This is a genomic window from Paracoccus sp. SM22M-07 (assembly GCF_001887735.1).
GTDB lineage: Bacteria > Pseudomonadota > Alphaproteobacteria > Rhodobacterales > Rhodobacteraceae > Paracoccus.
This window is the reverse complement of the sequence record NZ_JPKW01000001.1, coordinates 162,420-184,991: the sequence shown is the minus strand read 5'-3', so window position 1 is coordinate 184,991 and position 22,572 is coordinate 162,420. Positions and strand designations below refer to the sequence as shown.

The window sequence follows — 22,572 nt, the reverse complement described above, 5'->3', positions numbered from 1 at the left end:
ACGCCCCCGCGCGCGCGGTAAGGTGGCAGGATGAAAATGCTGTCACTCTTTCGCCGCACCAAGACCGAAGCCAAGAGCCTCGCTTATCCCGATGCCGACCTGATGGCGCTATTCGGGGCGACCACGACCGCTTCGGGCGTGATGGTCGGAGAGGGGACCGCCCTGCATGTTCCCGCCGTGGGTGCTGCGATCCGGGCCATTTCAGAAGCCGCTGCCACGCTCGACATTGGCGTGGTCGAGATCCAGAGCGGCATCGCCAAGCCTGCGATCGACCACCCGGCGCATGGCATCCTGACCGGGCAGGCGAACGGCTGGACTTCCTCTTTCGATTTCATCCGTGATCTGACCGCTGCGGCACTGGTCCGCGACGAAGGCGGGCTGGCCTGGGTGAACCGGCTGAACGGCAAGCCCTTCGAGGTGATCCAGATGGCCCCCGGCGCGATCCAGGCGACCTATGACGCCATGACGCGCGAACCCAGCTACACCATCAACGGCAAGGCCGAGGCTGCTCAGAACGTCATCCACCTGCGCGGTCCGTTCGGCAAATCTCCCCTGTCGCTGGCCCGTGAGGCAATCGGCACGGCGATGATGCTGGACCGCCATGCGTCCAACCTGTTCACCAATGGCGCGCGTCCTGGCGGGGCTTTGAAGTTCCCCAAGTCCATGTCCGAGGACTCCGTGAAAAAGGCCCGTGCCGCGTGGCGTGCGACCCATGAAGGCGGTGACGGGCAAGGCCGAACGGCGATCCTTTACGATGGTGCCGAGTTCGAAGCGTTCGCCTTTACCTCGACCGACGCGCAGTTCCTGGAGAACCGCAAGTTCCAGATCCTCGAAATCGCCCGCGCCTTCCGCGTGCCGCCTTCGATGCTGTTCGAGTTGGACCGGGCGACCTGGAGCAACACCGAACAGATGGGCCGCGAGTTCCTGAGCTATTGCCTGGAGCCGTGGCTGCGGGCGCTGGAGGGCGCGCTGAACCGGGCGCTGTTCACCGATGCCGAGCGTGGCCGCTTCGCTGTGCGGTTCGATCGTGACGACCTGACCCGCGCCGATCTGGCAACCCGCGCCACGGTCATCAACAGCCTCATTGCCAGCCAGACCATCAACCCGAACGAGGGCCGAGATTGGCTTGGTCTGTCGCCCCGCGACGGCGGTGACCAGTTCTTGAACCCCAACATCAGCGCCGTCCCCGCAACTGGAGAACCCGACCAATGAACCCTGATGCAATCGACAGCACCAAGACGATCCCGAACGCTGGCAAGCCGCTGGCCGTGGTGGTCAAGCTGGGCATGCTCACTCGCCCCGATCGCAGCGGCATCCGAAGCCAGGTTGAAGCGGCCTTTCCCGGCGTTCCCGTGATCTTCGTTGATCAAGGCACCGAGATCGAGGTCATCCATGCAGCTGAATGACATCCTGGCCGACGCGCAAGATCAGGACCGGGGGCGCGACTTCGAGCTGGTCGATCCGTTAACCGGCAAGCCCTGCGGTATCACGCTGCGCATCGCTGGCCCTGACAGCGCCACGCAGCACCGGGCGCGGCTGGCCCTTACCGATGAACTGGCCGAGATGTCAGATCACGATGGGCGGGTCAGTGCGGCGGATGCCGAAAAAGCCCGTCTGAACAACCTGGCCCGCTGCGTGCTGGGTTGGCACATCCTCGAAGATGGCAAGCCGCTTCCGTTCAATCACGCCAATGTCCTTCGTCTGCTGAAGGGCGGCCAATGGGTGCAAGCGCAGGTGGATGCCTTCGCGGCTGACCGTGCGGCTTTCAAGGGTGAGCGCGCATGAGTCAGATCGAGTTCAAGGCCGCCATCACGGTTGACGACAGCGGCACGGTCGAGGGCATCGCGTGGCCCTTCGGCACCCCTGACCGCGTGGGCGACGTGATCGAGAAAGGCGCATTCGCCAAGAGTCTGCCCCCGATCCCGATGCTGGCCTTCCATGACCAGCGCGATGCGGTGGGGGTCTGGGACGAAATCACCGAAGGCGAAGACGGCCTGCATGTGAAGGGGCGGCTTCTGGTCGAGGGCGTGACCCGTGCGCGTGAGCTGCAAGCCCTGATCCGCGCCAAGGCCGTGGGCGGTCTGTCGATCGGCTTCACCACCAAGAAGGCGGCACCGCGCGCGGGCGGTGGTCGCAACATCGCTGCCCTCGATCTTCTGGAAATCTCGCTTGTCGCGGTGCCTGCGCATCCCGGCGCGCGCATCACATCCTCAAAGGAACTTGCCATGACCGACGACACCAAGACGCTGGATATCGAGGCCCTCGAAGCCAAGATGACGGCGATCGAACAGAAGGCCGACAATTCGGCGCTGCTGGCCCGCCTGGATCAGCTGGAAGCCAAGGCCAACCGCCCCCAGGGCACGACCGACACCAAGGCCGAGGCCACCGCCGAGCGCAAGGCATTCGCCACCTATCTGCGCGACGGCGACCGGATGCCCGACGAAGACCGCAAGGCGCTGAACCTGTCCAGCGACACGCAGGGCGGCTTTCTGGCCCCCCCGGAAATGTCCACCGAGATCATCCGCGATCTGATCGAGTTCAGCCCGATCCGCCAATATGCCAGCGTGCGCGGCACCCAAGCCGACAGCGTGATCTATCCGACCCGTGGCGATATCACGAACGCCAATTGGGTTGGCGAGATGCAGCCCCATGACGAAAGCACGCTGACGTTCGGCCAGCGCGAGGTCGAGGTTCACGAACTGGCGACCTTCGTGGATATCTCGAACCGCCTGCTGCAGGACGCCCCCCAGGCCGAAACCGAAGTGCGCGCCGCCTTGGCCGAGGACTTCGGCAAGAAAGAGGCTGAGGCGTTCCTGTGGGGCACCGGCGTCAATCAGCCCGAAGGCATCATGGTCAATCCGGCCATCCCCGAAGTTGCCAACGGCCACGCCAGCAACCTGTCGGCGGATGCGATGATCAAGCTGATGTATTCCCTGCCTGCGGCTTATCGCAATCGTGGTGCATGGGCGATGAACGGCACCACCCTGGGCGTTCTTCGCACCCTGAAGGATGGCCAAGGCCAATACATCTGGCAGCCGTCCATCCAGGTGGGCCAGCCCGAAACCATCCTTGGCCGTCCGGTGATCGAGATGGTGGATCTGGAAGACGTCGCTTCGAACCAGCACCCGATCGTTTACGGCGACTTCCAGGCTTATCGCATCGTGGACCGCCTGAGCATGTCGGTCCTGGTCGATCCCTACAGCCGCGCCCGTGAACGCATCACCCGCCTGCACGCGACCCGTCGCGTCGGTGGTGCCGTGCTGCAACCGGCCCGCTTCCGCAAACTCAAGATGGCGACCAGCTAAGGAGCAATGACCATGCGTGATCTGTATTCCAACATCGCGGCCATCACCGCCCTTGCCCCTGCGGTTCAGGGTTCGGCCACCCAGGGCGCTGCCATCGACCTGAAAGGCGCGGGCGGCGTGGCCTTCCTGGTCAATACCGGCGCTGTCGCGGGTTCGGGTGACTTCGGCCTGACCCTGCAAGAGAGCGACAACGGGACGTCCGGCTGGACGGCGGTTGCCGCTGATCAGATGGACAACACCGCCCCCGCAACCTTGGCTGCCGACAGCACCTATCGCTTGGGCTATCGCGGCTGGAAGCGGTTCGTTCGCCTATCGCTGACCAAGGCAGGCGGGACCAGCATCATCGCTGGCGGTGCCGCTGTCTTCGTTCCCCTGACCCGACCGGCTGCCTGATGCCTGTCCGCGCGCCTCGCATCTGTTCCTGCGGCGGTGTGGTGCCTTCGGGTGCCCGCTGCCCCTGCCAGATCAAGCGCGCGGCTGAACGCAAGGCCCGCTTCGACAAGACCCGGCCCAACAGCAGCCAGCGAGGATACAACCGCGAATGGCAGAACGCCCGCGCGGCCTTCCTGCGGCTGCATCCCTACTGCACCGCCTGCGGCGCACGGGCTGCCCTGGTCGATCACAAGACCCCGCACAGGGGCGACCAGCGCCTGTTCTGGGACAAGACCAACTGGGCCGCCCTCTGCACCCCCTGTCACTCCGGCGCAAAGCAACGGCTTGAGCGCCGCCTGATGAAAGATCAAACACAATGACCGTTTACGCCACCAACGGGTCGCGCCTCTACATCGGCGGCCCCCTTGCAGCCAAATCCACCGACTTCACGGATACCGACTTTGCCAGCCAAACCTGGGTCGAGGTGGGAGAAACCGAAGGTCTGGGGTCCGTGGGTGATGCCGCGGCTGAAATCACCTTCGACAGCATCGCGGGAAACCGGACCCGGCGCATCAAGGGCACGCGCAACGCGGGCACGATGGAGATCGTTTGCGGCCTCGATCCCGAAGACGAAGGCCAGCTGGCCCTGATCGCGGGCGAGAAAGCCAAAGGCGACTTTGCCTTCCGCGTGGTCCTGAATGACGCCCCAGCTGGTGGCACCCCTTCGGAGCGCATGTTCGTCGCGCAGGTCGGCACCGCTGTCGAACAGTTCGACGCTGCCAACAACGTGGTGAAGCTGAACACCACGCTGTGGGTCAACAGCAACGTGGTCAAGATCGCGGCTGTCGGCTGATGCTGTCCCCCGTCGCTGGATCGCGCCTGTTCATTGCAGATGCACCGGAAACCAGTCCGCGCGGCGGGGCACCATCTGGTCTGGCATGGGTCGAGATTGGGCAGGCAGAGGCGTTCGGCGTTCTTGGCGGCAGCTATGAGTTGCAGGACACCAGCTACATGGGCTGCAACGAGATGGGCTACATGGCCGCGAAAGGCCCGCGGCGTCCGACCACCATGCAGATCGTCATGGGCCTGGACATGACCGACCCCGGCCAGCTGATCCTTGCCCGCGCCTATGCGTCCCAAGAGGCCGCCTATCCCTTCCGCCTGCTCTTTGCCGACGGCGTGAACGAACGCCGCTGGATGGCCTTGGTCATGCGCTTCGAGGAAGTCTTCGACGCCGCCAACAGCGTGATGCGGATGCAGGCCGATCTGCACCCGGCCAACGCAATTATCGAAGGGCGAACCGATGCCTGATTACTCCATTCTGACCCTGAAGGACGTGAAGGCGCATCTGGCACTGACCGCCGACCAGGACGAAGACGACATGCTGATCCAGATCAAGCTGGACGGCGCGCAAGGCATGATCGAGCGCCTGCTGGGCTATCGCCTGCGGGACCGCTTCGAGACGTTCGATGCCCTGCCGGCCGAGTTGCGCGAAGCCATCCTGCAACTGACCGCGTGGTGGTATGAGAACCGCGAGGCCGTGGCCGATCGTGGCGCACCCCTGCCGTTCGGCGTGCAGGACATCATCGACGCACACCGCGATTGGACCTTCTGATGGCGAGTGATGGCGGCCTGTCCAAATTTCAGAAGCGCATGAGGGCGATCCCCGTGGCGGCACGCGCGGCAATTGAACCGGCGTTGATGAAGTCTGCCGGGGAAATTGCAGACTTGCAGCGAAGCATGGCCCCGGAAAAATCCGGAAAGCTCAAAGCCAGCATCGCGGTTACCGGACCGGGCGAAGCGACACCGCCTTACAGTCAGCCAGGCGGGTCGATGACGATGCCTTTCAACAGTGCTTCCATCACCGTGGGAAACACCGACGTGCGATATCCGCATCTGGTCGAATACGGACACAAGAACGGCTTCAACGGTAGTGAGGTGCCTGCCCATCCGTTTTTCTGGCCAGGGTTTCGCTTGGGCCGAAAGCGCGCTCTGAGTCGCATTAAGCGGGCGATCGGCAAAGCCATCAGGGAGGCGAAATGATCCCCGAACTGGAAGTGCAAAAGGCCATCCGCGAACGCCTGGTGGGTAATCAGAGGGTAATCGATCTGGTCCCCGCGACCCACATCCTCGACACCAACCAGCGGCCCGCGCCGATGCCCTCGATCATCTTGGGCGAAAGCCAGTCGGTCGATGAAGGGACCAGCATCAAGCGCACGCATTGGCGCATCTATCACACCCTGCACCTGTGGGTGCGTGAGCCGTCGCTGGAGCGCGTCAAGGCGCTGGCCGGTGCCATCCGTGCGGAATTGCGCCTTGGCCGTCTGGCGCTGCCTGAGGGGCTGCACTGCACCGATCTGCAAGTGGCCGGAATGCGGTTCCTGCGCGACCCGGAGGGCGAACATTCCCACGGCGTCGTGACTCTCGAAATCCTGCTGTCGGAGGTGACGCCATGAAATCGGGCAAGCTGACCGAAACCATCCGCATCGAACGCGCCACCGGGGCGCTGAACGAATACGGCACCCCTGAAACCGCCTGGACGCATCTGGCGACCATCCGGGCCGAGCGCATCGACGCCACCACGGAAGAGTTCATGCGCGGCTTTGGTGCCAGCGACGAACAGGCCGTGGTCTTCCGGGTCCGGTTCATCGAAGGTGTGAGCAACGCCGATCGGGTGATCTGGCAGGGCGAGGCATTCAACATCCAGCAGGTGACGCCGATCGGACGCCGCAAGGGTCTGGATCTGCGCTGCGTGAGGGTGGCGGCATGAAGGGGACCAAGCCGGAACTGCGCGAGGATGCCGATGCCCTGACCGAAAGCATCGCGGCCCCCGAATGGCTGGCCGAGGAAGCCCGCACCGAATGGGACCGGGTGATGCCGGTCCTGACCGATCGCCGCATCCTGACCGATGCCGACCTTGGCGGGCTGGAGAGCTATTGCATCTCGATCGGGCGCGTCCGGCAGATGGAAACATTGATCCAGACTGATCCTGATCCCGACCTGATGCTGAAACTGATCCGGGTGCAGGACAAGGCGATGGCATCGGCCCGACAGCTTGGCGCGGAACTTGGCCTGACCCCCGTGAGCCGGTCACGGCCCGCGATCCGCGATGAAGGCGACAGCGACGACACCGCCAACCCGCTGGAGGTGTAACATGGCTGTAACACCATCGACCTTCCCCGGATGGATCTATGACGGCAGCGAGATTGCCGACCCCTACGGCCACGGCGAACGGGCCGTGCGCTTCCTGCGCAGCCTGCGCCACCCCAAGAGCATCCTGCCCGCGCGGGCCTTCCAGCTTGATCCCTGGCAGGAACGTATCGTGCGCCGCATCTATGGTCCCCGCCACGAGGACGGCACGCGCATGGTCAACACCGTCGCGCTGCTGCTGCCCCGTGGGAACCGCAAGACCTCACTGGCCGCTGCCCTTGCCCTGCTGCACACCATCGGCCCCGAACGGCGACCCGGTGGCGAGGCGATCTTTGCCGCTGCCGATCGCAAACAGGCCGGTATCGGCTTCCGTGAGGCGGCTGGCATCATCCGCGAGGACAAGCGCCTTGTGTCTGCGGTGGGCATCTATGACGCGCACAACGCCCCCAAGAAGCTGATCTACCGCAAGGAACAGTCTTATCTCGAAGTCATCTCAGGCGATGGCGGGCCGCAACATGGCCGCACCCCCGGCTTCGTGCTGGCCGATGAGATCCATATCTGGAAGGGCCGCGACCTCTGGGAAGCCCTGACCACCGGACTGGAAAAGATCGATGACAGCCTTCTGGTGGTGGCCTCGACCGCTGGCCGGGGTCAGGAAAGCCTGGCCTGGGACTTCTTCGAGGACGCCCGGAACGTGGCGCGGGGAAAGGTCGATGACCCGTCAATCCTGCCGATCCTCTTTGAGGCCGACCGGCGCGACGATTGGGAAGCCGAAGACCTCTGGCATCGCGTGAACCCCGGCTTGCAGCATGGCTATCCGTCGCTGGCAGGCTTCCGGCGTCACGCCAAGCGGTCGCAGCGCAGCGTCGGTGATCGGCAGAGCTTCAAGCAGCTCAAGCTGAACATCTGGCTGGATGCATCGACCGAACCGCTTGTGGACATGGATATCTATGACGCGGGCGGTCGGGACTATGACCTGGACACCCTGCGCGACGAACCCTGCTGGCTGGCTGTTGACCTGTCATCGACGGTTGACCTGTCGGTGATCGTGGCCTGTTGGCGCGTGGCCGAGGGCTATCACGTCAAGGCGTGGTTCTTCTGCCCTCAGGATACCATCGACAGGAACAGCGACAGCCCGCTGGAGAACGAGGACGGCGTGTCGAGCCGTGCCGATCAATCCGGGGCACCCTATCAGCAATGGATGGAAGACGGGCTGATCACAGCCACGGCGGGCAGCGTGATCGACTACGGCGAGATCGAGAGCAAGATTGTCGAACTCTGCGAAGACCTGAACGTGCAGGAAATCAACTTCGACCCGCACATGGCGCGGCAGGTCCAGCCCAAGATCCTCGATGCCGGTCTGCCTGCGGTGGACTTCCGGCAGGTGCCGTCCCTGATGATGCCTGCGGCGATGGAGCTGGAGCGGGCACTGCTGGGGGGCGAGTTCCACCACGGCGGCAATCCGGTCCTGCGCCATTGCTTCGCCAATGTCGTCGTGAAGCGCAACGACCACGGCCATGTCGTGAAGTTCACCAAGCCCAAGAAATGGCTGTCGATCGACGGAGCCGTGGCCGCTGCGATGGCCGTGGCGCGCGCGGCTGCCAATGAGGGCGGCATGACCACCAATCAACCCTGGTTCAACGATGACATGTGGACCGTCTAGGAGGCTATGATGAGTGCTGATGAACGGCTGATGGTGATGCTGGAAGCGCGCATCACGGACTTCGAGCGCAAGATGCGCCAGGCGGAACAGCGCGGCACGAAGACCTATCAAGGGTTGGAGCGTGGGTCGCGGTCGGCAACCCGGCAGATGGAGCGCGACATGGTCCGCTCGACATCCCGAATCAATCAGGCCCTGGCCTCGACAACCGGCGCCATTGGATCTTTCGGCAAAGCCTTGGGCATCGGTTTGTCAGCTGCCGCTGCCGCGCAACTCGTTCGGCGCTATAGCCAGATCGCGGATGCTGCGACCCAGATGCAGAACGCCCTGCGCGTGGCTGGTCTGGATGGTGCGGAGCTGTCCCGCGTCTATGAACGGCTGTTCCAATCCGCACAGCGCAACTCGGCCCCGATCGGTTCGCTGGTGGATCTTTATTCGAAGCTGGCCCTGACCCAGAACGAACTGGGCGTGACAAGCGACGAACTGATCAGCTTCACGGATGGGATTGCCGTCGCGCTCAAGGTGGCCGGCACTGATGCGACGGCTGCCAGCGGTTCGCTGCTGCAACTCAGTCAGGCCCTGGGCGGCGGCGTGGTCCGGGCTGAGGAGTTCAATTCGATCCTCGAAGGCACCCCGACCATCGCCCAAGCCGTGGCGCGCGGTTTGAAGGAGGCTGGTGGGTCTGTGGCCGAGCTTCGCAAGCTGGTGGTCGATGGAGAGGTTTCCAGCACGGCGTTCTTCCGGGCCTTCGAGGTCGGGTCGGTGCAACTGCGGGAACAGGCCGAGACGTCGCAAACCACCGTGGGCCAAGCCATGACGCGGATCGGCAACAGCCTGGTGACGGTGATCGGTGAGTTCGACAAGACATCGGGCGCATCTTCTGGCCTGGCCCGGACGATTGGCGACCTGGCGGATGGGCTGGACAGCTTTGACGCGGCAGCCTTCGTCGGAAAGATCCAGCGCATCGTGGAAGCCTTCGGCAATGCCGAGGCCGCCGCTGCTGGCTGGATCAGGCAGATGGCCGATGCCCAGGTCTTCGCGGACCTGATCGAGATGATGGGCATTGCCGAGGACGGGCAGTTCCTGAGCCCTGAAGTGCGCGAAGCTGAAGGCAAGATATCCGCCTTGGAAAAGGAGGTGGGCACCCTCCAGGCGCAGATCGAGAACAACACGGCCCTGGGCTTCGACAACACAGAGGCCATCGCCCGCCTGCGCGAGGTCCGCGCTGAACTGGACGCGGTGCGCGCGACGGCTGCAAACCTGCCCCGATACGTGGAGGGCCTGCGCCCGGACGGCACAGCGGTCATCAACAACACCGAAACGGGCACGCCGATCACCGAATACACCCGGCCCCCGATGCCGGTCCCGACAGAGCCTGTCAGCATTGCAGATCATCCACCGGGCGGCACGCCAAGCACAGGCGGCGGCGGAGGCCGTGCGAGGCGTGGCGGTGGCGGCAGCAAAGCAAAACCCAAGCAGGATGACTTTGCCAAGGAGGTCGAGGACACGCGGGCCAGGATCGCGGCGCTGGAGGCCGAGGCTGTGGTCCTCACAGCTGTTGCAGCGTCCGGGCGTGAATACGGGGACGCTCTGGAGTTCGCACAGAAGAAGGCCGAGCTGCTGACCGCGGCACAGGAGGCGGGCAAGGAGATCACCCCGGCGCTGGAAGCCGAGATCGACAAGCTGGCCGAAGCCTACATGACGGCAGGGCTTAACGCCGAGAGCGCGGCCCAGAAGATGGAGCAGATCAAGGAGCAGTCCGAACGCGGGCACAGGGCGCTGGAAGATATGTTCGGGTCCGTCATCGACGGGTCCACGTCGGCCAAGGATGCCGTCGCGCAGCTGCTGCTGGAGATTGCCAAGGTACAGATGATGAATGCCGTGTTCAGCCTTCCCGGCATCGGCGGGGTTGCCGGTGGGTTGGGCGGGTTGCTGACACCGAAGATCCCCGGCTTCGCGACGGGGGGCGACCACAAGGGCGGCTATCGCATCGTCGGTGAGAAAGGCCCCGAACTGGAAGCCACGGGACCGGCCCGATACTTCAACGCCAACCAGACGCAGCAAATGCTGAGCGGGTCGCAGGGCGGCGGCCAGCAAGAGGTCGCGGTGCATGTAACGGTTGGGGTCGATCAGAAGAACGGCAACCTGACGGCCTTTGTCGATAAGCGGGCCAATGATGCAGCCTCAAAGGCCACGGCTGCACAAGAGCGGATCACCCAGGACAAGATCTACCTTGCGGTTGGTAGCAGGCGGAGGGGCGGACGATGAACCGACTGAAGCAACAGCTATGCGCGGCGCTGGAAGGCCGCCTACAGGGGCAGAAGGTTCGGGTGCCCGATGCAGGCACTGAACTGCTGACCGCGTTCCTGGCGCTGTCCAGATCGCGCAGCTACCACGCCAGTGGCCCCAACCCGATCACATGGGAAGCCCTGGCCGCATGGTCGCAGATGATGCGCAACCCGATCCCCCCGCATCATGCCGAGATCATCATGGCCTTGGATGACGTGTGGATGCGTGACGCCGCGCGGCGGGTTGTTCAGGGCAACCCAGATGCGCAACCCGCGCCGATGGTATCCAGCACCCCGCTTTCGGCTAGCCTCTTTGACGCACTGACCGGGGGCTGATGCTTTCATCGTTCACAGACGATAAGATCAATTTCATTGAGTGAAGGGTATGACCATGACGACAGTATATTTCAGCAATGGCACAACAGCCGAGGTCGATAACGTGAAAGGGCATGACCCCAAGACATTTGACGTTCCTGAGGCATCATACAGCGACGTTGCACACGCCATGGTGCAGAACCTAAAGCTTACTTTCAGTGAGGGTGGCCCGGTCTACCTGTTCACGAAGCTCCATGGAATGCAGGGAACTGCCATTCTGGAAGTCACGCGTAGTAGGTAGAGGAATTACCTAGCGGGCCTTAGCTTTGGGAGCGGGACAAAAATCAACTAGGTCGTATGGGTCTATTGCTGATGGCGGCGGGTCTCCGAATGTTACCCGGATCTCGCCGTCCGCAATCACAAGGCCAGCTACTTCGACGCCGTGATTATTCAGAGATGCGATCAGGCGTGCCGCACGATGCTCTAAGCTCAATGCCATATCGTTTGTCCTCAGCATGAATTTGTTAGGCTAAACCATTCCTACTTAGCTGTCAGGTTTCGAACTCGGCATCATCCGCGAGACCGTCGCCCCTCATGATCGCGGATAGGCGTTCCACATCCCACCGATCATGGCGCACAGGTCCAGGAAGGTGGCCGCCATCAACAAGCCTTTGAAACTCGGCCGGCGTCATATCGAGAAGTTTTGCGGCTGTACTTCGCTTTGCGAAAAGAGGCGCATGCGAGGGCTTCCGACGGTTCACACTCATCCTCAGCACCTTTTAGTCATATCTGCAACTCAACCGCAGTATAGACTAGGGGTCATTCAATAGCTAAAATCAGGAGATGCCCATGTCCGTTAATATCCACACCGACGACCCTGACCTCCTGACAATCAGCAAGGTGGATGCACATCTTCAAGCGGCATTGATAAGCATGGTAGAAGAAGGCGTCACGGTTCGGTTCGCTCTTAGCCGCCTTCTGGCGTTTGCAGCATTGCAGTATGTCGTGAACGAGGGCGAAGATCGAACCGTCGAGGTGTTGCGCGAGGCGGCGCAAAATGTGGAGGATGGTCGATTAAGCCATCGGGTGGGTGAAAAGTATCAACCCAACTAAATGGTCTGCAAGTTTTTCAGAAGTGTTTGGCAGTAGAAACGACCACCGCCAAGAGGGCGAAGGCCGAGGCCATCCTTGGTTCGGTATTCCCTCATGCCGTAGATGGTTTGGCCGCCACCCTGCATGTGACTAGCGTCCTGTACTTCGGCATATTCTTCGACTTCGTATATGGCGCCATCGTCATCTTGGCATCGGAATGTATTAATCAATTTCATCTGCTCACTCAGCCGGATGACGGTGGCCGCGATCGTGGCGGGTGGCGATCCAGTAGACGACTGCGCCGATGGCGAGGCCGCCAACGGGGGTGATGATCAGAGCAAGCACTTCGTTCGTCGTCAAGTTTTAAGCCTCCCTAGAATGATTCTTGCTAGCCAGCGTAGGCTTACCATAGGCGCGAAAAAAGCGACGCGCCGTTCTAAATTTTAGAATTTAGTGGCATCATAAATTATTTAATCCCACTCTCGCTTTGAATTGATAGTTTCAGCTTTTTCAATTTTTTCTATAATTTTTGATCGCGTATCTTCATTTATACTGCCTTGCTTATGCAGATCTTCTACTTTTTCAATGAGCTTGTTAAATGTTAAAGAAAATGCCTCATATCTTTTATCTTCATCCGGAATATTCAGTATTTCATCAAACCATTCTTGAAGGAGCTTTCCAGCGCCTTTAAGTGGTGCAGGGTACTTTTCCTCAAGCGTAGCGACTATCTCGGCGTTCATACTGCGATTGTTTGCCTTAGCGGACGCTTCCACCCGTTCCTTAAGATCGGGCGGCATCCGGAGGCCATATGGCGCGATGCGCGTAGGGTACTTTGATTCGTCAGACATGATTGCCATTGGTAGCTAATTTCCTGTTGACTGGAAATACCGACCAATGGTAGCTAACTTCCATTGGAAGCTAAGTGGTGAAACATGTATGCACGCAAGCAGGATACGCCCTTTGGACTACGGATGCCCCAAGGGATGCGCAATCGAGTGAAAACAATGGCTGCGGACAATGGCAGATCCATGAACTCTGAGATCATTTATCATCTCAAGAAAGCTCTCACAGAAGCGGAGGGTCTCGAAGATGCCGATGCCAGAGCATGAAATCAAGAAAGCCGAGCGGTGCGCCAACACCAACCCGGCTCTGAACAATCCCAACTCTCACGAAAGGAACGTTCCCATGAATATGGAGCAAACCGTGCCGAATAGCAACTTCGCTGTGCTGTCAGGCAACAACTCGACCATCACGATGTCCAGCCGCGAAATCGCAGAACTGTGCGGGAAGCGCCATGACAACGTGATGACCGACATCAGCAAAATGCTTTCGGACATTGGGCTTCACGCTCCTGATTTTTCAGGAACGTATAAAACGGCGAAGGGCAACACGTATGATTGCTTCAACCTGCCGAAGGACCTGACCGTTACCCTGATCACCGGATACCGCGCCGATCTGCGTTACAAGGTAGTCAAGCGGTTGGAGCAGTTGGAAGGGCAGGGCGCACCGACTGCGATCGACGTGCGCAATCCGGGCCAATTGGCTCTGATCGCCAGCCAGTTGATCGAGGTTAACCAAGAGCAGGCCAAGCAGATCGAGGCCATGCAGGAGACGGTGCAGGCGCATGACAGGCTGTGTGAGTCCGAAGGCAGCCTGTGCATCACGGACGCTGCCAAGACCTTGGGTATCCGTCGCAAGGACATGTTCGACTGGCTGCACGACAAGGGCTGGATCTTCAAGCGCGTTGAGTCCGACGATTGGGTGGCTTACGCGCCCAGGCTGGCATCGGGTGTGATGGAGCATCGCGTGGCGACCTATACCCGTCCCGATGGGACCGAAAAGGTTGTTACTCAAGCCCGCGTGACGCCGAAGGGGCTTTCCACCCTGGCGAAGCTGATCACCCCCACGGCCAAATTGATCGGAGGGCGGGCACAGTGACGACACTGAACAATATCCCCACACGCAACGCTGCCGATCGCACCCCCTCAGGCGTGAGGGAACGCTTCGCCCTGTTTGCTGAATGGACCGGCGCACCCCTGTTCCCGTTCGAGGACATGACCGAGGGTCCGGACAGCGACCGGACGTTCTCGACCTCATTCCTGCGCTATTGCGCCGACTACGGGATGTCGATCGATTGGGTCTGGCTGGGAGACGAACGCAGCCTTGTGCTGGAAGCGTTCTACAAGGCGCAGGAGGAAGCACAATGACCGGACCCCTAGACGCCCATGAGGCAACCGCGACGCAGATGGTCCGACTGCATGGCCTCGCTACGGCCCTTTATGAACTGGCCGCCGAGTCGCCACTGTTGCAATGCACCAGCCCCCACGCAAACGCGATCCTGTCCCTGATCGTCACCATCGAAGCAGAGGCTGAGCGGACCAGCAGCCTGCACGAAGCCGAATGGCACGCTGCCCAAAACATGGAGGATGCAGCATGATCACGAACAAGCACCTGGATGGCGTCTGCGTCGAACTCTGCAAGGTGGAAAATCTCACGGCGGCGTTGGAGTGCCTGACCGACAGCATGTCGATCGGCGGCAGTGCTTCGGAACGCATGGCGAGGGATGGCATGTTCGGCGTGATCGACGCACTGCGCAGCCAAGTGGACGTCACCCGCGCAGAGTTGGACAACTTGATTAAGATCGAGCGGGAAACGCGTCAGGCGAAGGTGGCCGCCTGATGAAGCGCCGCGCGGTATATGGCGATCGTCCCCCGGCCTATCCCTCGAAAGAGGAACTGGCAGCTGAACTGTGTTTTAGTAAATCGACGGTGGACAGCTATGTTGCGCGCGGCCTGTTGCCCAAGCCCCGCCGTATTGGTGGATCGGTGCGGTGGTGCTGGGCAGAGGTCGAAGCGCATCTGGTATCCGGTGCGAACATGCCAGCAAGCCCGTTCATGGAGGCGCTGCGCAATGCCACCTAACATCAGTCTGCCACGGGGCGTTCATCGCGTTCGATCCCGTGGCAAAGATTACTACTACTTCCAAATGGGGCGCGGAACGGAACATGCCGGGCCGCGCCTCAAACTTCCTGACGATCCCCGTCTGCCAGAGTTCTGGGCCGCCATACAGCAGCTGCAAGGGGCACCAGCACCGACCAACACCATAGGCGCGCTGATAGACGCATATATCGCCGCATGGCCCGGTCTGCGCCGCAAGCTGCAACCTTCTACGCAAAACTACTACCGGACCTATCTGGAGGTCATACGCGGCCTGTGGGGCAATCTGCCAGCCGAGGATTTGCGTCCTGCTGATGTGGAAGCTTTGATGGACAAGATCGGGGCTGTGAAGCCGGGGCGGGCGAACAATATCCTCTATGCCCTTCGCAGCATGACTTCATGGGCACGCGGTCCCCGTGGGCTTCTGAGCAGCGACCCGACGCATGGGGTAAGCACGTTCAAGTCGAACAGTGGTCACAAGCCTTGGAACGCTGAGCAGCTGGCATGGGCAGAGCAGAACCTGACGGGGATGCTGCGCCGTGCGTTCTTCCTAGCCCGCTATACGGGGCAGAGGGCTAGCGACATCATCCGGCTGGGCTGGACCGATGTGGACGGTGACACGATCAGTCTGCGCCAAAAGAAAACGGGCGTGCAGCCTGTCTGTCCGATCTTTCCCGAACTCGAACGGGAAATGGCGACGTGGGAAAAGCGCCCTGGTCCGTTCCTGCTGCAAGACCAAGGCAAGAACGCCGGAAAAACCGTCACCACGAACCAACTCTGGAAAGTCTTCAACGCGGCGCGGGACGACCACCCGGAGTTGAAAGATGCCGTCTGGCACGGCCTACGCGCCAATGCGGTCATCAGGCTGCGACAGGACGGAATGAGCGCCCTACAGATCAGCGCAACCATCGGAATGTCAGTGGAAATGGTCGAACGATACAGCCGCCATCAGGACCGCAAAGCGGCGGCAAAAGCCGTGCTCAGGGAATACCGTGAACGCAAACTGTAAAACGCTGCAAAACTGGAAACCAGACAATGAGCGAAAACAACACGTTAAGGAGTGGGGAATGAGGTGCAGGATTCTGTTGCCAGGCTCCTGCGGGCCCCGCCTTACGCTGCTAGGCGCAAGGGCTTAGGTTTCGATCTTTCGGACTGCTTACGCAGCCAGAGCGACCGGAGCACGGTTGTCATTGGCAACTGTACGTTTTGCACCGATAACGGTAGTAGCTCACCGAGACAAAGCATAACCCCTTTAGACGTTCGTCGATCCTGTTTCGGCCCCATTCGCCCCCAATGAAGGGTGTCTTGGTGGAGCCGCCGGGTACCGCCCCCGGGTCCGATCCGCTTATTACGAGCGCGTTTATGTCCATAGTCCGAATTGCTCCGGACAGGACCGATATAGGACGGGGGCGCCTGCGCTGCAAGGGGGCGAAGACCCCGCATCCGGCCCATGCGGCCATGAAAAAGGGGCAACCCTTGCGGATCGCCCCTTTTCGGTTCGGTGATGGTATCGCGGTCAGGCAGCCTTCTGGGCGGGTTGGGCCTGATCTTCGACCAGGGCGCGGTGCAGCGCCTTGATGACGCCGGCCAGCGCGTCGCGTTCGACGATGAACTGCACATCCACGGGGCGGGGGCCCTGGGTCGCGCCGATCGCCTCCAGATCGGCCGCGGCCAGCGCGTTCAGGCCGCGGCTGAGAACCGCCAGGCCGTTCAGATCGCGCCCGACCGCCGAAGCCATGGCCACCGCGCGCGATGACACATCCGCCGAAGGATAGCGTTCCGTCAGGTCCTTTTCGACCCGGCGCAGCACCTTGAGGCTGCTGTCGACGTAATGCGTGATCGTGTTGGCGTTCGACACCTTGCTGACGATGCGCACCTTGTGACGGGTCAGCACCTCGAGGATGAAGGCGTCATAGCCCTTGGCCCCGACCATGTCCTGTTCGAACAGTTCCAGCGCAAAGACATCCAGACCGGTGACGATCTCGACCGCCGGTTCGGTGGCGGGCTGGTCGTCGATCAGCGTGCCGGGGTCATGCGGCTCGAAGGCGTTGGTCACGCGCAGGGGAACACCGGACTGGCGCAGCGTCTTGGCGGCCTTGGGGTGGATCGCCTCCATCCCCAGGTTCGACAGCTGGTCGGCCACGTCGTAATTGGTGCGCCCCAGCTTGCGCACGGCATCCGCGCCCACAAGGTTCGGATCCGCCGAAGACAGGTGGAATTCCTTGTGGATGATCGCCTCGCGCGCGCCGGTCAGGGCCGCCAGACGCGAGAAGGTCACCTCGGAATAGCCACGGTCGAATTCGCGCATCAGACCTTCGCGGCACTGGGCATAGCCGGTGACGATCGGGATCTCGGAATGCGGATCGACGCCTTCCATCGCCCCCAGGATGCGTTCATCCAGGCTGACTTCGCCTTCGTCGCGCCAACCCGACAGGTCGACGAAACGCGCCTGAACGCCAGCCCGCTGGATCATCAGCGTGGTGACAAAGGCGGAATGCGCCTCGCCCAGGCCCGACAGCAGTTCGCGGGTCTGCAGCATGTGTTCGGACAGGCGGAAATGACCATAGGAGCACAGGCGCTGCAGGTCGATCAGGCAGTTGCGGGCGCCCAAAACGCGGTCGCGCACAAAGGCGTCGGCGCGTTCCAGATCGCCGGGATGGACCAGGATCGTGCGATGCGCCTCGATCATGGCATCGGCCACGCGGTCCAGCGCTTCCAGCCAGCCATGGTCGCCATCGCCATTGGCGAAGGCCGCATAGACGCCGGGCTTGCCCGACTTCTTGTGCTCCAGCAGCAGGTTGGTGATGCCGCCAAAGGCCGAGACCACGAAGATCCGACCGTAAAGGTCGGTCCCCGTGCGGTCCCCGATCAGCAGGGTGTCGCGCAATTCATGGACCCGCGACATCGACGTGCCACCGATCTTTTCGACGGTGTGAGTGTTGTTCGGGTCTGCCATGACTTACGCCGTTTCTTCGGCAGGAGCATAGCTGCCGTCTTCGCGGTGGACTTCGGTCCCGGTCACGGGCGGGTTGAAGCAGCAGGCCATGACCAGCGTCTCTTCCGCGCGCAGGATGTGCTTGTCGTGCAGGTTCAGCGCGTACATCACGCCGGGCATGATCTCATGCGTTTCGCCAGTGCCGAGATCGGTGATCGAGCCCTTGCCCTGCATGCAGAACACACTTTCGAAATGATGCTTGTAGTGGAACTGGTGTTCCGACCCCGCGTGCAGCGTGGTGATGTGGAAGGAAAACCCCATCCCGTCATCGGCCAGCAGCATGCGGACCGAATTCCACTGGGCGTCCGAAACCGAACGGTCGGTGTCTTTGAGCTTGTTGAAATCGCGTACAATCATGATGTTACTCCGCTGCAATCTTGGTCGTGGAAAGGACGTCGCGGGCTGCATCCAGCAGGATGTCGAAGCCCTTGTTGAAAACTTCGGTGGGCGTGGTCAGCGCGGCCAGCACCTTGACCACCTGATCCTCGTTCCCCGAAGTTTCGATGATCAGGCCCTTTTCAAAGGCGCGCGCACAGATGGCGGCGGCCAGTTCGCCGGTGCCCACATCGACGCCACGCATCAGGCCGCGGCCCTTCAGATAGGCGCCGGGAACCATGTCGGCCAGCTGGGACAGGCGGGTCTCGATCAGCGCGGCCTTTTCGGCCAGCTCGGCCTCGAAGGCCTTGTCGGACCAGAACTTCTCGATGGCGACGCGGGCCGTCACGAAGGCATGGGTGTTGCCCCGGAAGGTGCCGTTATGTTCGGCAGGCCCGAAGATGTCATGTTCCGGACGCACCAGAACCATCGCCAAAGGCAGGCCAAAGCCCGAGATCGACTTGGCCATCGGCACCAGGTCCGGCACGACACCCATATCCTCGAACGAGAAGAACTTGCCACTGCGGCCACAACCGGCCTGGATATCGTCCAGGATCAGCAGGGCGCCATGGCGCTTGGCGATATCGGCCAGTTTCTGGACGAATTCGGTCGATGCGGCGTTCAGGCCGCCTTCGCCCTGGATCGTCTCCAGCATGATCGCCGCCGGTGCGTCGATCCCGCCCGAAGCGTCCGACAGCATCTGGTCCAGCAGGGCCGCGCTGTCCACGCCATCGGCATAGTCGTCATAGGGCATGCGCGTCACGCCGCTGGAATCCATGCCGGCGCCGCCGCGGTGATAACCGTTGCCGGTCGCGGCCAAGGCGCCCATGGTCACGCCATGAAAGCCGTTGGTGAAAGCGATGATGTTGGTGCGGCCCGTCGATTTGCGGGCGATCTTCATGGCGGCTTCGACGGCATTCGCGCCGGTCGGGCCCATGAACATCACGCGATGATCCATGCCGCGCGGCTTCAAGATGTGCTTTTCGAAAGCACCAAGGAAGTCCGCCTTGGTGGTCGTGTGCAGGTCCAGGCCATGCGCGATGCCGTCATTGGTGATGTGATCCACCAGCGCGGCCTTCATGTCCGGGTCGTTATGGCCATAGTTCAGCGACGAACAGCCGGCCAGAAAGTCGATATATTCGGTGCCGTCCTCGGCGCGCATGATCGACCCGCTGGCCGAGGTGAAGACATTCGGAATGCCCCGGCAATAGGATCGCGCTTCGCTTTCGCGGCGGGTGAAGATGGTCTTGTCGGTCTCAGTCGTCATCATGTCGTTGGACATAGGGTATCCTTTCGCATCAAGATGCGTTCTGAATTGCTTAGATATCTGAATGATCTCAGGCGGCCTTGGCCTGCGCGTCATCCGAGGGCAGGGTGATGGTCACCATGTGCTCGGTCGCGTGGCGGCCGCCGAAATGCCGGTGGCGCATGAAGTGGGGGTCATCGCTCAGCTTGCCGCCAGCGTGGCGGGCAAAGCTGCGGAACAGGCCCCAGGATGCGTCATTGTCCAGCGTGATCGTGGTGTTGATCCGGGTGGCATCCGCGCATTCGTCGCGGTTGATCAGATGCGTCAGCATCTTGCGTCCCAGTCCCAGACCGCGTGCTTTCTTGCCAACTGCGACCTGCCAGACGAAAAGGGCGTCTTCGTTCGGGATCATGTGACCCGAAATCCAGCCAACCACGTCGCCGTCGATTTCCGCCAGCACGCAAGTGTCGCGGAAATGTTCGGCCTGCACCAGATTGCAATACATCGAATTTTCATCCAGTGGCTTGCAGCTGCGCACCAGCTCCCAGATGGCGGCGCCATCGGTTGCGTCGGGCTTGCGCAGCGTCAACTGCTGGGGGCGTTCTATGTCTTGCACATCTTTGGGCATGGGCGACTAGGTCCTCAGTTGCTTCGGTGATCTAACTAATGAACTTGCCCTCTGGTTGCAAGAGAATCGCGAAAATTTGGGCCTTTTCAGCTAAGTAACTTAGATTTAAAGGCTTATTCCTGCTTTTCGACACGGGCCCGTGATGAAACCCGTTCGTCAAGTGAATTATTTACCTGATAAAGCACCCGGCATTGCCCTGCCGACCACCCGAATGGCATGATGGACCCCATGACGCAGCCCGCCCCCTATCCCCGAACGGATGACGCCCTGATCGCGCTGCGGCGCATTCTGAGGGCCACCGAACAGTATGAACGTGAACTGGCGCAATCGGCGCGGTTGACGCCGGCCAAGCTGCGCGTGCTGCAGATCCTTGCCGCCGCCGAGGGGCAGCGTGCGACACCCACGGCGCTCGCGGGCCGCATGGGCGTCAGCCAGGCCACCGTCACGGCGCTGGTCGATCAGCTGAACAAGCTGGGCCTGACATCGCGGGAACGGTCCATGACCGACCGGCGGCAGCTGCACGTGATCCTGACCGAAGGGGGCGCGCAGGCGTTACAGGATGCCCCCGACGCGCTGCAGCAGCATTTCGTCAAGGGCTTTCAAAGCATGCAGGACTGGGAACAATCCATGCTGGTCGCGGCATTGGAGCGTGTGGCCGCGATGCTGAACGCGCAGGGCATCGATGCCTCGCCCGTGTTGACATTGGGCGAGATCAGCCGCCCGCGCGGCTGATCCCCGTTTCAGGACGTCAGGCGTTGCTGCCCCAGGGGCCGTGGGTGTCCTGAACATCGTCCAAGCGTTCGAACCCGTGGGCGCCGAAGAAGTCGCGCTGTGCCTGCAGCATGTTGGCCGTGCCGCGCGCCGTGCGCATCATGTCGAACCACATCAGCCCCGAAGCCAGCGCGGGCAGGGCATGTCCGGCGGCAATCCCTTGGGACACGACCTGGCGCAGGGCGGGGACGCCCTGTTCGATCAGGTCGGCAAAGAACGGCGCCAGGATCAGGTTGCGATCGGGGTTTTCGGCCAGCGCATCCGCCATGTCGTTCAGCATCGAAGACCGGATGATGCAGCCCGCGCGCCAGACCTTGGCGATCTCGGGCAGGTCCAGCGTCCAGCCGAAGCGTTCGGACGCGCCCGAAATCATCGTGAAGCCCTGCGCATAGCACATGATCTTGCCGACGATCAGCGCCTGTTCCAGCGCCGATGGGTCCATGTCGCAGGGCTGGGGGGCGGCGCCAAAGCGGTCCTGACCGGCCTTGCGTTCATCCAGCCGGGCCGAGACGTTGCGCGCCATGACGGCGGCCTCGATCACGGGAATGGGGGCGGACAGGTGCTGAGCTTCGATGGCGGTCCAGCGGCCGGTGCCCTTCTGGCCCGCGCGGTCCAGGATGACATCGGGCATGGGCTTGCCGGTATGCTTGTCGGCGGCGGCGGTCACCTTGGCCGAGATCTCGATCAGATAGCTGGACAGCACGCCCTCGTTCCAGCCGGCGAAGACATCGGAAATGGCGCCCGCATCCATGCCCATGCCGTCGCGCATCAGGCCATAGACCTCGGCGATCATCTGCATGTCGGCATATTCGATGCCGTTATGGACCATCTTGACGAAATGGCCCGCCCCCGCGTCACCCATGCGCGCGGCGCAGGCTTCGCCGTCATCGGCCTTGGCCGAAATCGCGTCCATGACATGCGACACGCGGTCCCAATCGGCCGCATCGCCGCCGCCCATGATGGCCGGACCGTGACGGGCGCCTTCTTCGCCGCCCGAAACGCCCATGCCTAGGAAATGGAAGGGCAGGCCCGCGTCGCTGCGGCGGTTCGTGTCGTGGAAATCGGCATTGCCCGCGTCGATCACCAGGTCCTCGGCATCCAGCAGCGGGGTCAGCGCCTCCAGCTGGGCATCGACGGCGGGGCCTGCGGGCACCATCAGGATGATCGCGCGGGGCGGGGTGATGGCGGCCACGAAATCGGCCAGTCTCTCGGTCGGGATGACGCTGTCGGCCAGATCGCCCGCAGTTGCGTGAAACTTGCGCGTCACCTCGGTCGTGCGGTTCCAGACGGCGATGGGAAAGCCCTTTTCGGCGATGTTCAGCGCCAGCGCCGCCCCCATGGTTCCCAATCCGATCAACCCGATATTAGCCTGTGCCATCTATCCACCCTTCGCGGTTCACATCAATTTCGCCGCTGTCTACGCCAAGCGCGGGGTGGTG

General features: G+C 62.0%; 32 protein-coding genes and 1 other RNA gene. 25 read left to right on the top strand and 8 right to left on the bottom strand.

The genetic code is table 11. The annotated features are described in order from the left end of the window. The first annotated feature begins 30 nt into the window (after window positions 1-30). The 17 genes from IE00_RS00975 (at window position 31) to IE00_RS00885 (ending at window position 12,203) form a co-directional block, all read left to right on the top strand. Window positions 31-1,212 carry a phage portal protein gene (locus IE00_RS00975; protein ID WP_083553956.1) on the top strand — a complete coding sequence of 394 codons (1,182 nt, stop codon included), beginning with the start codon at window positions 31-33 and terminating at the stop codon, window positions 1,210-1,212. Next, complete coding sequence (locus IE00_RS00970) at window positions 1,209-1,406, top strand: hypothetical protein (protein ID WP_072295187.1); 198 nt, start codon at window positions 1,209-1,211, stop codon at window positions 1,404-1,406. Before IE00_RS00975 ends, IE00_RS00970 begins: the two co-directional genes overlap by 4 nt. Next, window positions 1,393-1,785, top strand: coding sequence for a hypothetical protein (locus tag IE00_RS00965; RefSeq protein ID WP_072295186.1), 393 nt, complete (start codon window positions 1,393-1,395; stop codon window positions 1,783-1,785). The genes IE00_RS00970 and IE00_RS00965 overlap by 14 nt, the downstream gene beginning before the upstream one ends. Further along, the gene (locus IE00_RS00960) at window positions 1,782-3,305 is read left to right on the top strand and encodes a phage major capsid protein (RefSeq protein WP_072295185.1); all 1,524 of its coding nucleotides are present in this window, start codon (window positions 1,782-1,784) and stop codon (window positions 3,303-3,305) included. Before IE00_RS00965 ends, IE00_RS00960 begins: the two co-directional genes overlap by 4 nt. Before the next feature lie 12 nt (window positions 3,306-3,317). Beyond that, on the top strand, window positions 3,318-3,698 hold the full coding sequence (locus IE00_RS00955; protein ID WP_072295622.1) for a hypothetical protein: 381 nt from the start codon (window positions 3,318-3,320) through the stop codon (window positions 3,696-3,698). Then, on the top strand, window positions 3,698-4,057 hold the full coding sequence (locus IE00_RS00950; protein WP_072295184.1) for an HNH endonuclease: 360 nt from the start codon (window positions 3,698-3,700) through the stop codon (window positions 4,055-4,057). The genes IE00_RS00955 and IE00_RS00950 overlap by 1 nt, the downstream gene beginning before the upstream one ends. Continuing rightward, entirely contained in the window at window positions 4,054-4,530 is a 477-nt protein-coding gene (locus IE00_RS00945; protein ID WP_072295183.1) for a hypothetical protein, read from the top strand. Before IE00_RS00950 ends, IE00_RS00945 begins: the two co-directional genes overlap by 4 nt. Beyond that, entirely contained in the window at window positions 4,530-4,988 is a 459-nt protein-coding gene (locus IE00_RS00940; protein WP_072295182.1) for a hypothetical protein, read from the top strand. Before IE00_RS00945 ends, IE00_RS00940 begins: the two co-directional genes overlap by 1 nt. After that, window positions 4,981-5,292, top strand: coding sequence for a head-tail connector protein (locus tag IE00_RS00935; protein ID WP_072295181.1), 312 nt, complete (start codon window positions 4,981-4,983; stop codon window positions 5,290-5,292). The genes IE00_RS00940 and IE00_RS00935 overlap by 8 nt, the downstream gene beginning before the upstream one ends. Then, window positions 5,292-5,720 (top strand): HK97 gp10 family phage protein, encoded by a 429-nt coding sequence (locus IE00_RS00930; RefSeq protein WP_072295180.1) that lies wholly within the window; start codon window positions 5,292-5,294, stop codon window positions 5,718-5,720. Before IE00_RS00935 ends, IE00_RS00930 begins: the two co-directional genes overlap by 1 nt. After that, entirely contained in the window at window positions 5,717-6,133 is a 417-nt protein-coding gene (locus tag IE00_RS00925) for a DUF3168 domain-containing protein (protein WP_072295179.1), read from the top strand. The genes IE00_RS00930 and IE00_RS00925 overlap by 4 nt, the downstream gene beginning before the upstream one ends. Further along, window positions 6,130-6,447, top strand: a complete 318-nt coding sequence (locus tag IE00_RS00920; protein ID WP_072295178.1) for a phage head closure protein — start codon at window positions 6,130-6,132, stop codon at window positions 6,445-6,447. Before IE00_RS00925 ends, IE00_RS00920 begins: the two co-directional genes overlap by 4 nt. Then, the gene (locus IE00_RS00915) at window positions 6,444-6,830 is read left to right on the top strand and encodes a phage terminase small subunit P27 family (protein ID WP_072295177.1); all 387 of its coding nucleotides are present in this window, start codon (window positions 6,444-6,446) and stop codon (window positions 6,828-6,830) included. Before IE00_RS00920 ends, IE00_RS00915 begins: the two co-directional genes overlap by 4 nt. Window position 6,831: 1 nt before the next feature. Continuing rightward, a complete protein-coding gene (locus IE00_RS00910) occupies window positions 6,832-8,490 on the top strand; it encodes a terminase large subunit (RefSeq protein ID WP_072295176.1) in 1,659 nt (552 codons plus the stop codon). Between the two features lie 9 nt (window positions 8,491-8,499). Beyond that, entirely contained in the window at window positions 8,500-10,755 is a 2,256-nt protein-coding gene (locus tag IE00_RS00905) for a tape measure protein (protein ID WP_072295175.1), read from the top strand. Further along, a complete protein-coding gene (locus IE00_RS00900; protein ID WP_072295174.1) occupies window positions 10,752-11,111 on the top strand; it encodes a hypothetical protein in 360 nt (119 codons plus the stop codon). The genes IE00_RS00905 and IE00_RS00900 overlap by 4 nt, the downstream gene beginning before the upstream one ends. Before the next feature lie 828 nt (window positions 11,112-11,939). Beyond that, on the top strand, window positions 11,940-12,203 hold the full coding sequence (locus IE00_RS00885; RefSeq protein ID WP_072295171.1) for a hypothetical protein: 264 nt from the start codon (window positions 11,940-11,942) through the stop codon (window positions 12,201-12,203). Here IE00_RS00885 and IE00_RS19640 read toward each other — a convergent pair. Then, window positions 12,200-12,418 (bottom strand): hypothetical protein, encoded by a 219-nt coding sequence (locus IE00_RS19640; RefSeq protein WP_139291271.1) that lies wholly within the window; start codon window positions 12,416-12,418, stop codon window positions 12,200-12,202. The two genes, IE00_RS00885 and IE00_RS19640, sit on opposite strands and share 4 nt — an antisense overlap. Before the next feature lie 234 nt (window positions 12,419-12,652). Next, complete coding sequence (locus IE00_RS00880) at window positions 12,653-13,030, bottom strand: Arc family DNA-binding protein (protein WP_139291294.1); 378 nt, start codon at window positions 13,028-13,030, stop codon at window positions 12,653-12,655. Window positions 13,031-13,114: 84 nt separating this feature from the next. On the opposite strand from IE00_RS00880, the gene IE00_RS19430 reads away from it, so the two are divergent. The 7 genes from IE00_RS19430 to IE00_RS00845 are packed head-to-tail and all read left to right on the top strand — an operon-like array spanning window position 13,115 to window position 16,127. Next, complete coding sequence (locus tag IE00_RS19430; RefSeq protein WP_083553952.1) at window positions 13,115-13,291, top strand: Arc family DNA-binding protein; 177 nt, start codon at window positions 13,115-13,117, stop codon at window positions 13,289-13,291. Beyond that, on the top strand, window positions 13,278-14,120 hold the full coding sequence (locus IE00_RS00870) for a phage regulatory protein/antirepressor Ant (RefSeq protein WP_170864065.1): 843 nt from the start codon (window positions 13,278-13,280) through the stop codon (window positions 14,118-14,120). The genes IE00_RS19430 and IE00_RS00870 overlap by 14 nt, the downstream gene beginning before the upstream one ends. Beyond that, window positions 14,117-14,389, top strand: a complete 273-nt coding sequence (locus IE00_RS00865) for a hypothetical protein (protein ID WP_072295169.1) — start codon at window positions 14,117-14,119, stop codon at window positions 14,387-14,389. Before IE00_RS00870 ends, IE00_RS00865 begins: the two co-directional genes overlap by 4 nt. After that, on the top strand, window positions 14,386-14,619 hold the full coding sequence (locus tag IE00_RS00860; RefSeq protein ID WP_072295168.1) for a hypothetical protein: 234 nt from the start codon (window positions 14,386-14,388) through the stop codon (window positions 14,617-14,619). The genes IE00_RS00865 and IE00_RS00860 overlap by 4 nt, the downstream gene beginning before the upstream one ends. Further along, window positions 14,616-14,861 (top strand): hypothetical protein, encoded by a 246-nt coding sequence (locus IE00_RS00855; RefSeq protein WP_072295167.1) that lies wholly within the window; start codon window positions 14,616-14,618, stop codon window positions 14,859-14,861. Before IE00_RS00860 ends, IE00_RS00855 begins: the two co-directional genes overlap by 4 nt. Beyond that, window positions 14,861-15,103: an AlpA family transcriptional regulator gene (locus IE00_RS00850; protein ID WP_072295166.1), complete on the top strand. Its 243-nt coding sequence runs from the start codon at window positions 14,861-14,863 to the stop codon at window positions 15,101-15,103. The genes IE00_RS00855 and IE00_RS00850 overlap by 1 nt, the downstream gene beginning before the upstream one ends. After that, window positions 15,093-16,127, top strand: coding sequence for a tyrosine-type recombinase/integrase (locus IE00_RS00845; RefSeq protein WP_170864064.1), 1,035 nt, complete (start codon window positions 15,093-15,095; stop codon window positions 16,125-16,127). The genes IE00_RS00850 and IE00_RS00845 overlap by 11 nt, the downstream gene beginning before the upstream one ends. A gap of 62 nt (window positions 16,128-16,189) precedes the next feature. Here IE00_RS00845 and ssrA read toward each other — a convergent pair. The 5 genes from ssrA to ectA all read right to left on the bottom strand — a co-directional run bounded on the left by ssrA (window position 16,190) and on the right by ectA (window position 20,362). Then, window positions 16,190-16,546, bottom strand: a transfer-messenger RNA (tmRNA) gene (ssrA, locus tag IE00_RS00840). 88 nt (window positions 16,547-16,634) lie between these two features. Next, the gene (locus IE00_RS00835; RefSeq protein ID WP_072295165.1) at window positions 16,635-18,074 is read right to left on the bottom strand and encodes an aspartate kinase; all 1,440 of its coding nucleotides are present in this window, start codon (window positions 18,072-18,074) and stop codon (window positions 16,635-16,637) included. 3 nt (window positions 18,075-18,077) lie between these two features. Next, window positions 18,078-18,470, bottom strand: a complete 393-nt coding sequence (locus IE00_RS00830; RefSeq protein ID WP_072295164.1) for an ectoine synthase — start codon at window positions 18,468-18,470, stop codon at window positions 18,078-18,080. Window positions 18,471-18,474: 4 nt separating this feature from the next. Continuing rightward, window positions 18,475-19,770 (bottom strand): diaminobutyrate--2-oxoglutarate transaminase, encoded by a 1,296-nt coding sequence (ectB, locus tag IE00_RS00825; RefSeq protein WP_240493758.1) that lies wholly within the window; start codon window positions 19,768-19,770, stop codon window positions 18,475-18,477. 55 nt (window positions 19,771-19,825) lie between these two features. Further along, entirely contained in the window at window positions 19,826-20,362 is a 537-nt protein-coding gene (gene ectA / locus IE00_RS00820) for a diaminobutyrate acetyltransferase (RefSeq protein WP_072295163.1), read from the bottom strand. Between the two features lie 228 nt (window positions 20,363-20,590). Here ectA and IE00_RS00815 point away from each other — a divergent pair, with 228 nt between their 5' ends. After that, the gene (locus IE00_RS00815) at window positions 20,591-21,094 is read left to right on the top strand and encodes a MarR family winged helix-turn-helix transcriptional regulator (protein WP_072295618.1); all 504 of its coding nucleotides are present in this window, start codon (window positions 20,591-20,593) and stop codon (window positions 21,092-21,094) included. A gap of 16 nt (window positions 21,095-21,110) precedes the next feature. Here IE00_RS00815 and gndA read toward each other — a convergent pair whose 3' ends face one another. Further along, on the bottom strand, window positions 21,111-22,511 hold the full coding sequence (gene gndA, locus IE00_RS00810; RefSeq protein ID WP_072295162.1) for an NADP-dependent phosphogluconate dehydrogenase: 1,401 nt from the start codon (window positions 22,509-22,511) through the stop codon (window positions 21,111-21,113). Window positions 22,512-22,572 lie beyond the last annotated feature (61 nt).

What these genes read in the sequence shown, in the direction of transcription:
- IE00_RS00975 (WP_083553956.1), top strand. Translation starts at nt 31, where the DNA reads ATGAAAATGCTGTCACTCTTTCGCCGCACCAAGACCGAAGCCAAGAGC.
- IE00_RS00970 (WP_072295187.1), top strand. Translation starts at nt 1,209, where the DNA reads ATGAACCCTGATGCAATCGACAGCACCAAGACGATCCCGAACGCTGGC.
- IE00_RS00965 (WP_072295186.1), top strand. Translation starts at nt 1,393, where the DNA reads ATGCAGCTGAATGACATCCTGGCCGACGCGCAAGATCAGGACCGGGGG.
- IE00_RS00960 (WP_072295185.1), top strand. Translation starts at nt 1,782, where the DNA reads ATGAGTCAGATCGAGTTCAAGGCCGCCATCACGGTTGACGACAGCGGC.
- IE00_RS00955 (WP_072295622.1), top strand. Translation starts at nt 3,318, where the DNA reads ATGCGTGATCTGTATTCCAACATCGCGGCCATCACCGCCCTTGCCCCT.
- IE00_RS00950 (WP_072295184.1), top strand. Translation starts at nt 3,698, where the DNA reads ATGCCTGTCCGCGCGCCTCGCATCTGTTCCTGCGGCGGTGTGGTGCCT.
- IE00_RS00945 (WP_072295183.1), top strand. Translation starts at nt 4,054, where the DNA reads ATGACCGTTTACGCCACCAACGGGTCGCGCCTCTACATCGGCGGCCCC.
- IE00_RS00940 (WP_072295182.1), top strand. Translation starts at nt 4,530, where the DNA reads ATGCTGTCCCCCGTCGCTGGATCGCGCCTGTTCATTGCAGATGCACCG.
- IE00_RS00935 (WP_072295181.1), top strand. Translation starts at nt 4,981, where the DNA reads ATGCCTGATTACTCCATTCTGACCCTGAAGGACGTGAAGGCGCATCTG.
- IE00_RS00930 (WP_072295180.1), top strand. Translation starts at nt 5,292, where the DNA reads ATGGCGAGTGATGGCGGCCTGTCCAAATTTCAGAAGCGCATGAGGGCG.
- IE00_RS00925 (WP_072295179.1), top strand. Translation starts at nt 5,717, where the DNA reads ATGATCCCCGAACTGGAAGTGCAAAAGGCCATCCGCGAACGCCTGGTG.
- IE00_RS00920 (WP_072295178.1), top strand. Translation starts at nt 6,130, where the DNA reads ATGAAATCGGGCAAGCTGACCGAAACCATCCGCATCGAACGCGCCACC.
- IE00_RS00915 (WP_072295177.1), top strand. Translation starts at nt 6,444, where the DNA reads ATGAAGGGGACCAAGCCGGAACTGCGCGAGGATGCCGATGCCCTGACC.
- IE00_RS00910 (WP_072295176.1), top strand. Translation starts at nt 6,832, where the DNA reads ATGGCTGTAACACCATCGACCTTCCCCGGATGGATCTATGACGGCAGC.
- IE00_RS00905 (WP_072295175.1), top strand. Translation starts at nt 8,500, where the DNA reads ATGAGTGCTGATGAACGGCTGATGGTGATGCTGGAAGCGCGCATCACG.
- IE00_RS00900 (WP_072295174.1), top strand. Translation starts at nt 10,752, where the DNA reads ATGAACCGACTGAAGCAACAGCTATGCGCGGCGCTGGAAGGCCGCCTA.
- IE00_RS00885 (WP_072295171.1), top strand. Translation starts at nt 11,940, where the DNA reads ATGTCCGTTAATATCCACACCGACGACCCTGACCTCCTGACAATCAGC.
- IE00_RS19640 (WP_139291271.1), bottom strand. Translation starts at nt 12,418, where the DNA reads ATGAAATTGATTAATACATTCCGATGCCAAGATGACGATGGCGCCATA.
- IE00_RS00880 (WP_139291294.1), bottom strand. Translation starts at nt 13,030, where the DNA reads ATGTCTGACGAATCAAAGTACCCTACGCGCATCGCGCCATATGGCCTC.
- IE00_RS19430 (WP_083553952.1), top strand. Translation starts at nt 13,115, where the DNA reads ATGTATGCACGCAAGCAGGATACGCCCTTTGGACTACGGATGCCCCAA.
- IE00_RS00870 (WP_170864065.1), top strand. Translation starts at nt 13,278, where the DNA reads ATGCCAGAGCATGAAATCAAGAAAGCCGAGCGGTGCGCCAACACCAAC.
- IE00_RS00860 (WP_072295168.1), top strand. Translation starts at nt 14,386, where the DNA reads ATGACCGGACCCCTAGACGCCCATGAGGCAACCGCGACGCAGATGGTC.
- IE00_RS00855 (WP_072295167.1), top strand. Translation starts at nt 14,616, where the DNA reads ATGATCACGAACAAGCACCTGGATGGCGTCTGCGTCGAACTCTGCAAG.
- IE00_RS00850 (WP_072295166.1), top strand. Translation starts at nt 14,861, where the DNA reads ATGAAGCGCCGCGCGGTATATGGCGATCGTCCCCCGGCCTATCCCTCG.
- IE00_RS00845 (WP_170864064.1), top strand. Translation starts at nt 15,093, where the DNA reads ATGCCACCTAACATCAGTCTGCCACGGGGCGTTCATCGCGTTCGATCC.
- IE00_RS00835 (WP_072295165.1), bottom strand. Translation starts at nt 18,074, where the DNA reads ATGGCAGACCCGAACAACACTCACACCGTCGAAAAGATCGGTGGCACG.
- IE00_RS00830 (WP_072295164.1), bottom strand. Translation starts at nt 18,470, where the DNA reads ATGATTGTACGCGATTTCAACAAGCTCAAAGACACCGACCGTTCGGTT.
- ectB (WP_240493758.1), bottom strand. Translation starts at nt 19,770, where the DNA reads ATGTCCAACGACATGATGACGACTGAGACCGACAAGACCATCTTCACC.
- ectA (WP_072295163.1), bottom strand. Translation starts at nt 20,362, where the DNA reads ATGCCCAAAGATGTGCAAGACATAGAACGCCCCCAGCAGTTGACGCTG.
- IE00_RS00815 (WP_072295618.1), top strand. Translation starts at nt 20,591, where the DNA reads ATGACGCAGCCCGCCCCCTATCCCCGAACGGATGACGCCCTGATCGCG.
- gndA (WP_072295162.1), bottom strand. Translation starts at nt 22,511, where the DNA reads ATGGCACAGGCTAATATCGGGTTGATCGGATTGGGAACCATGGGGGCG.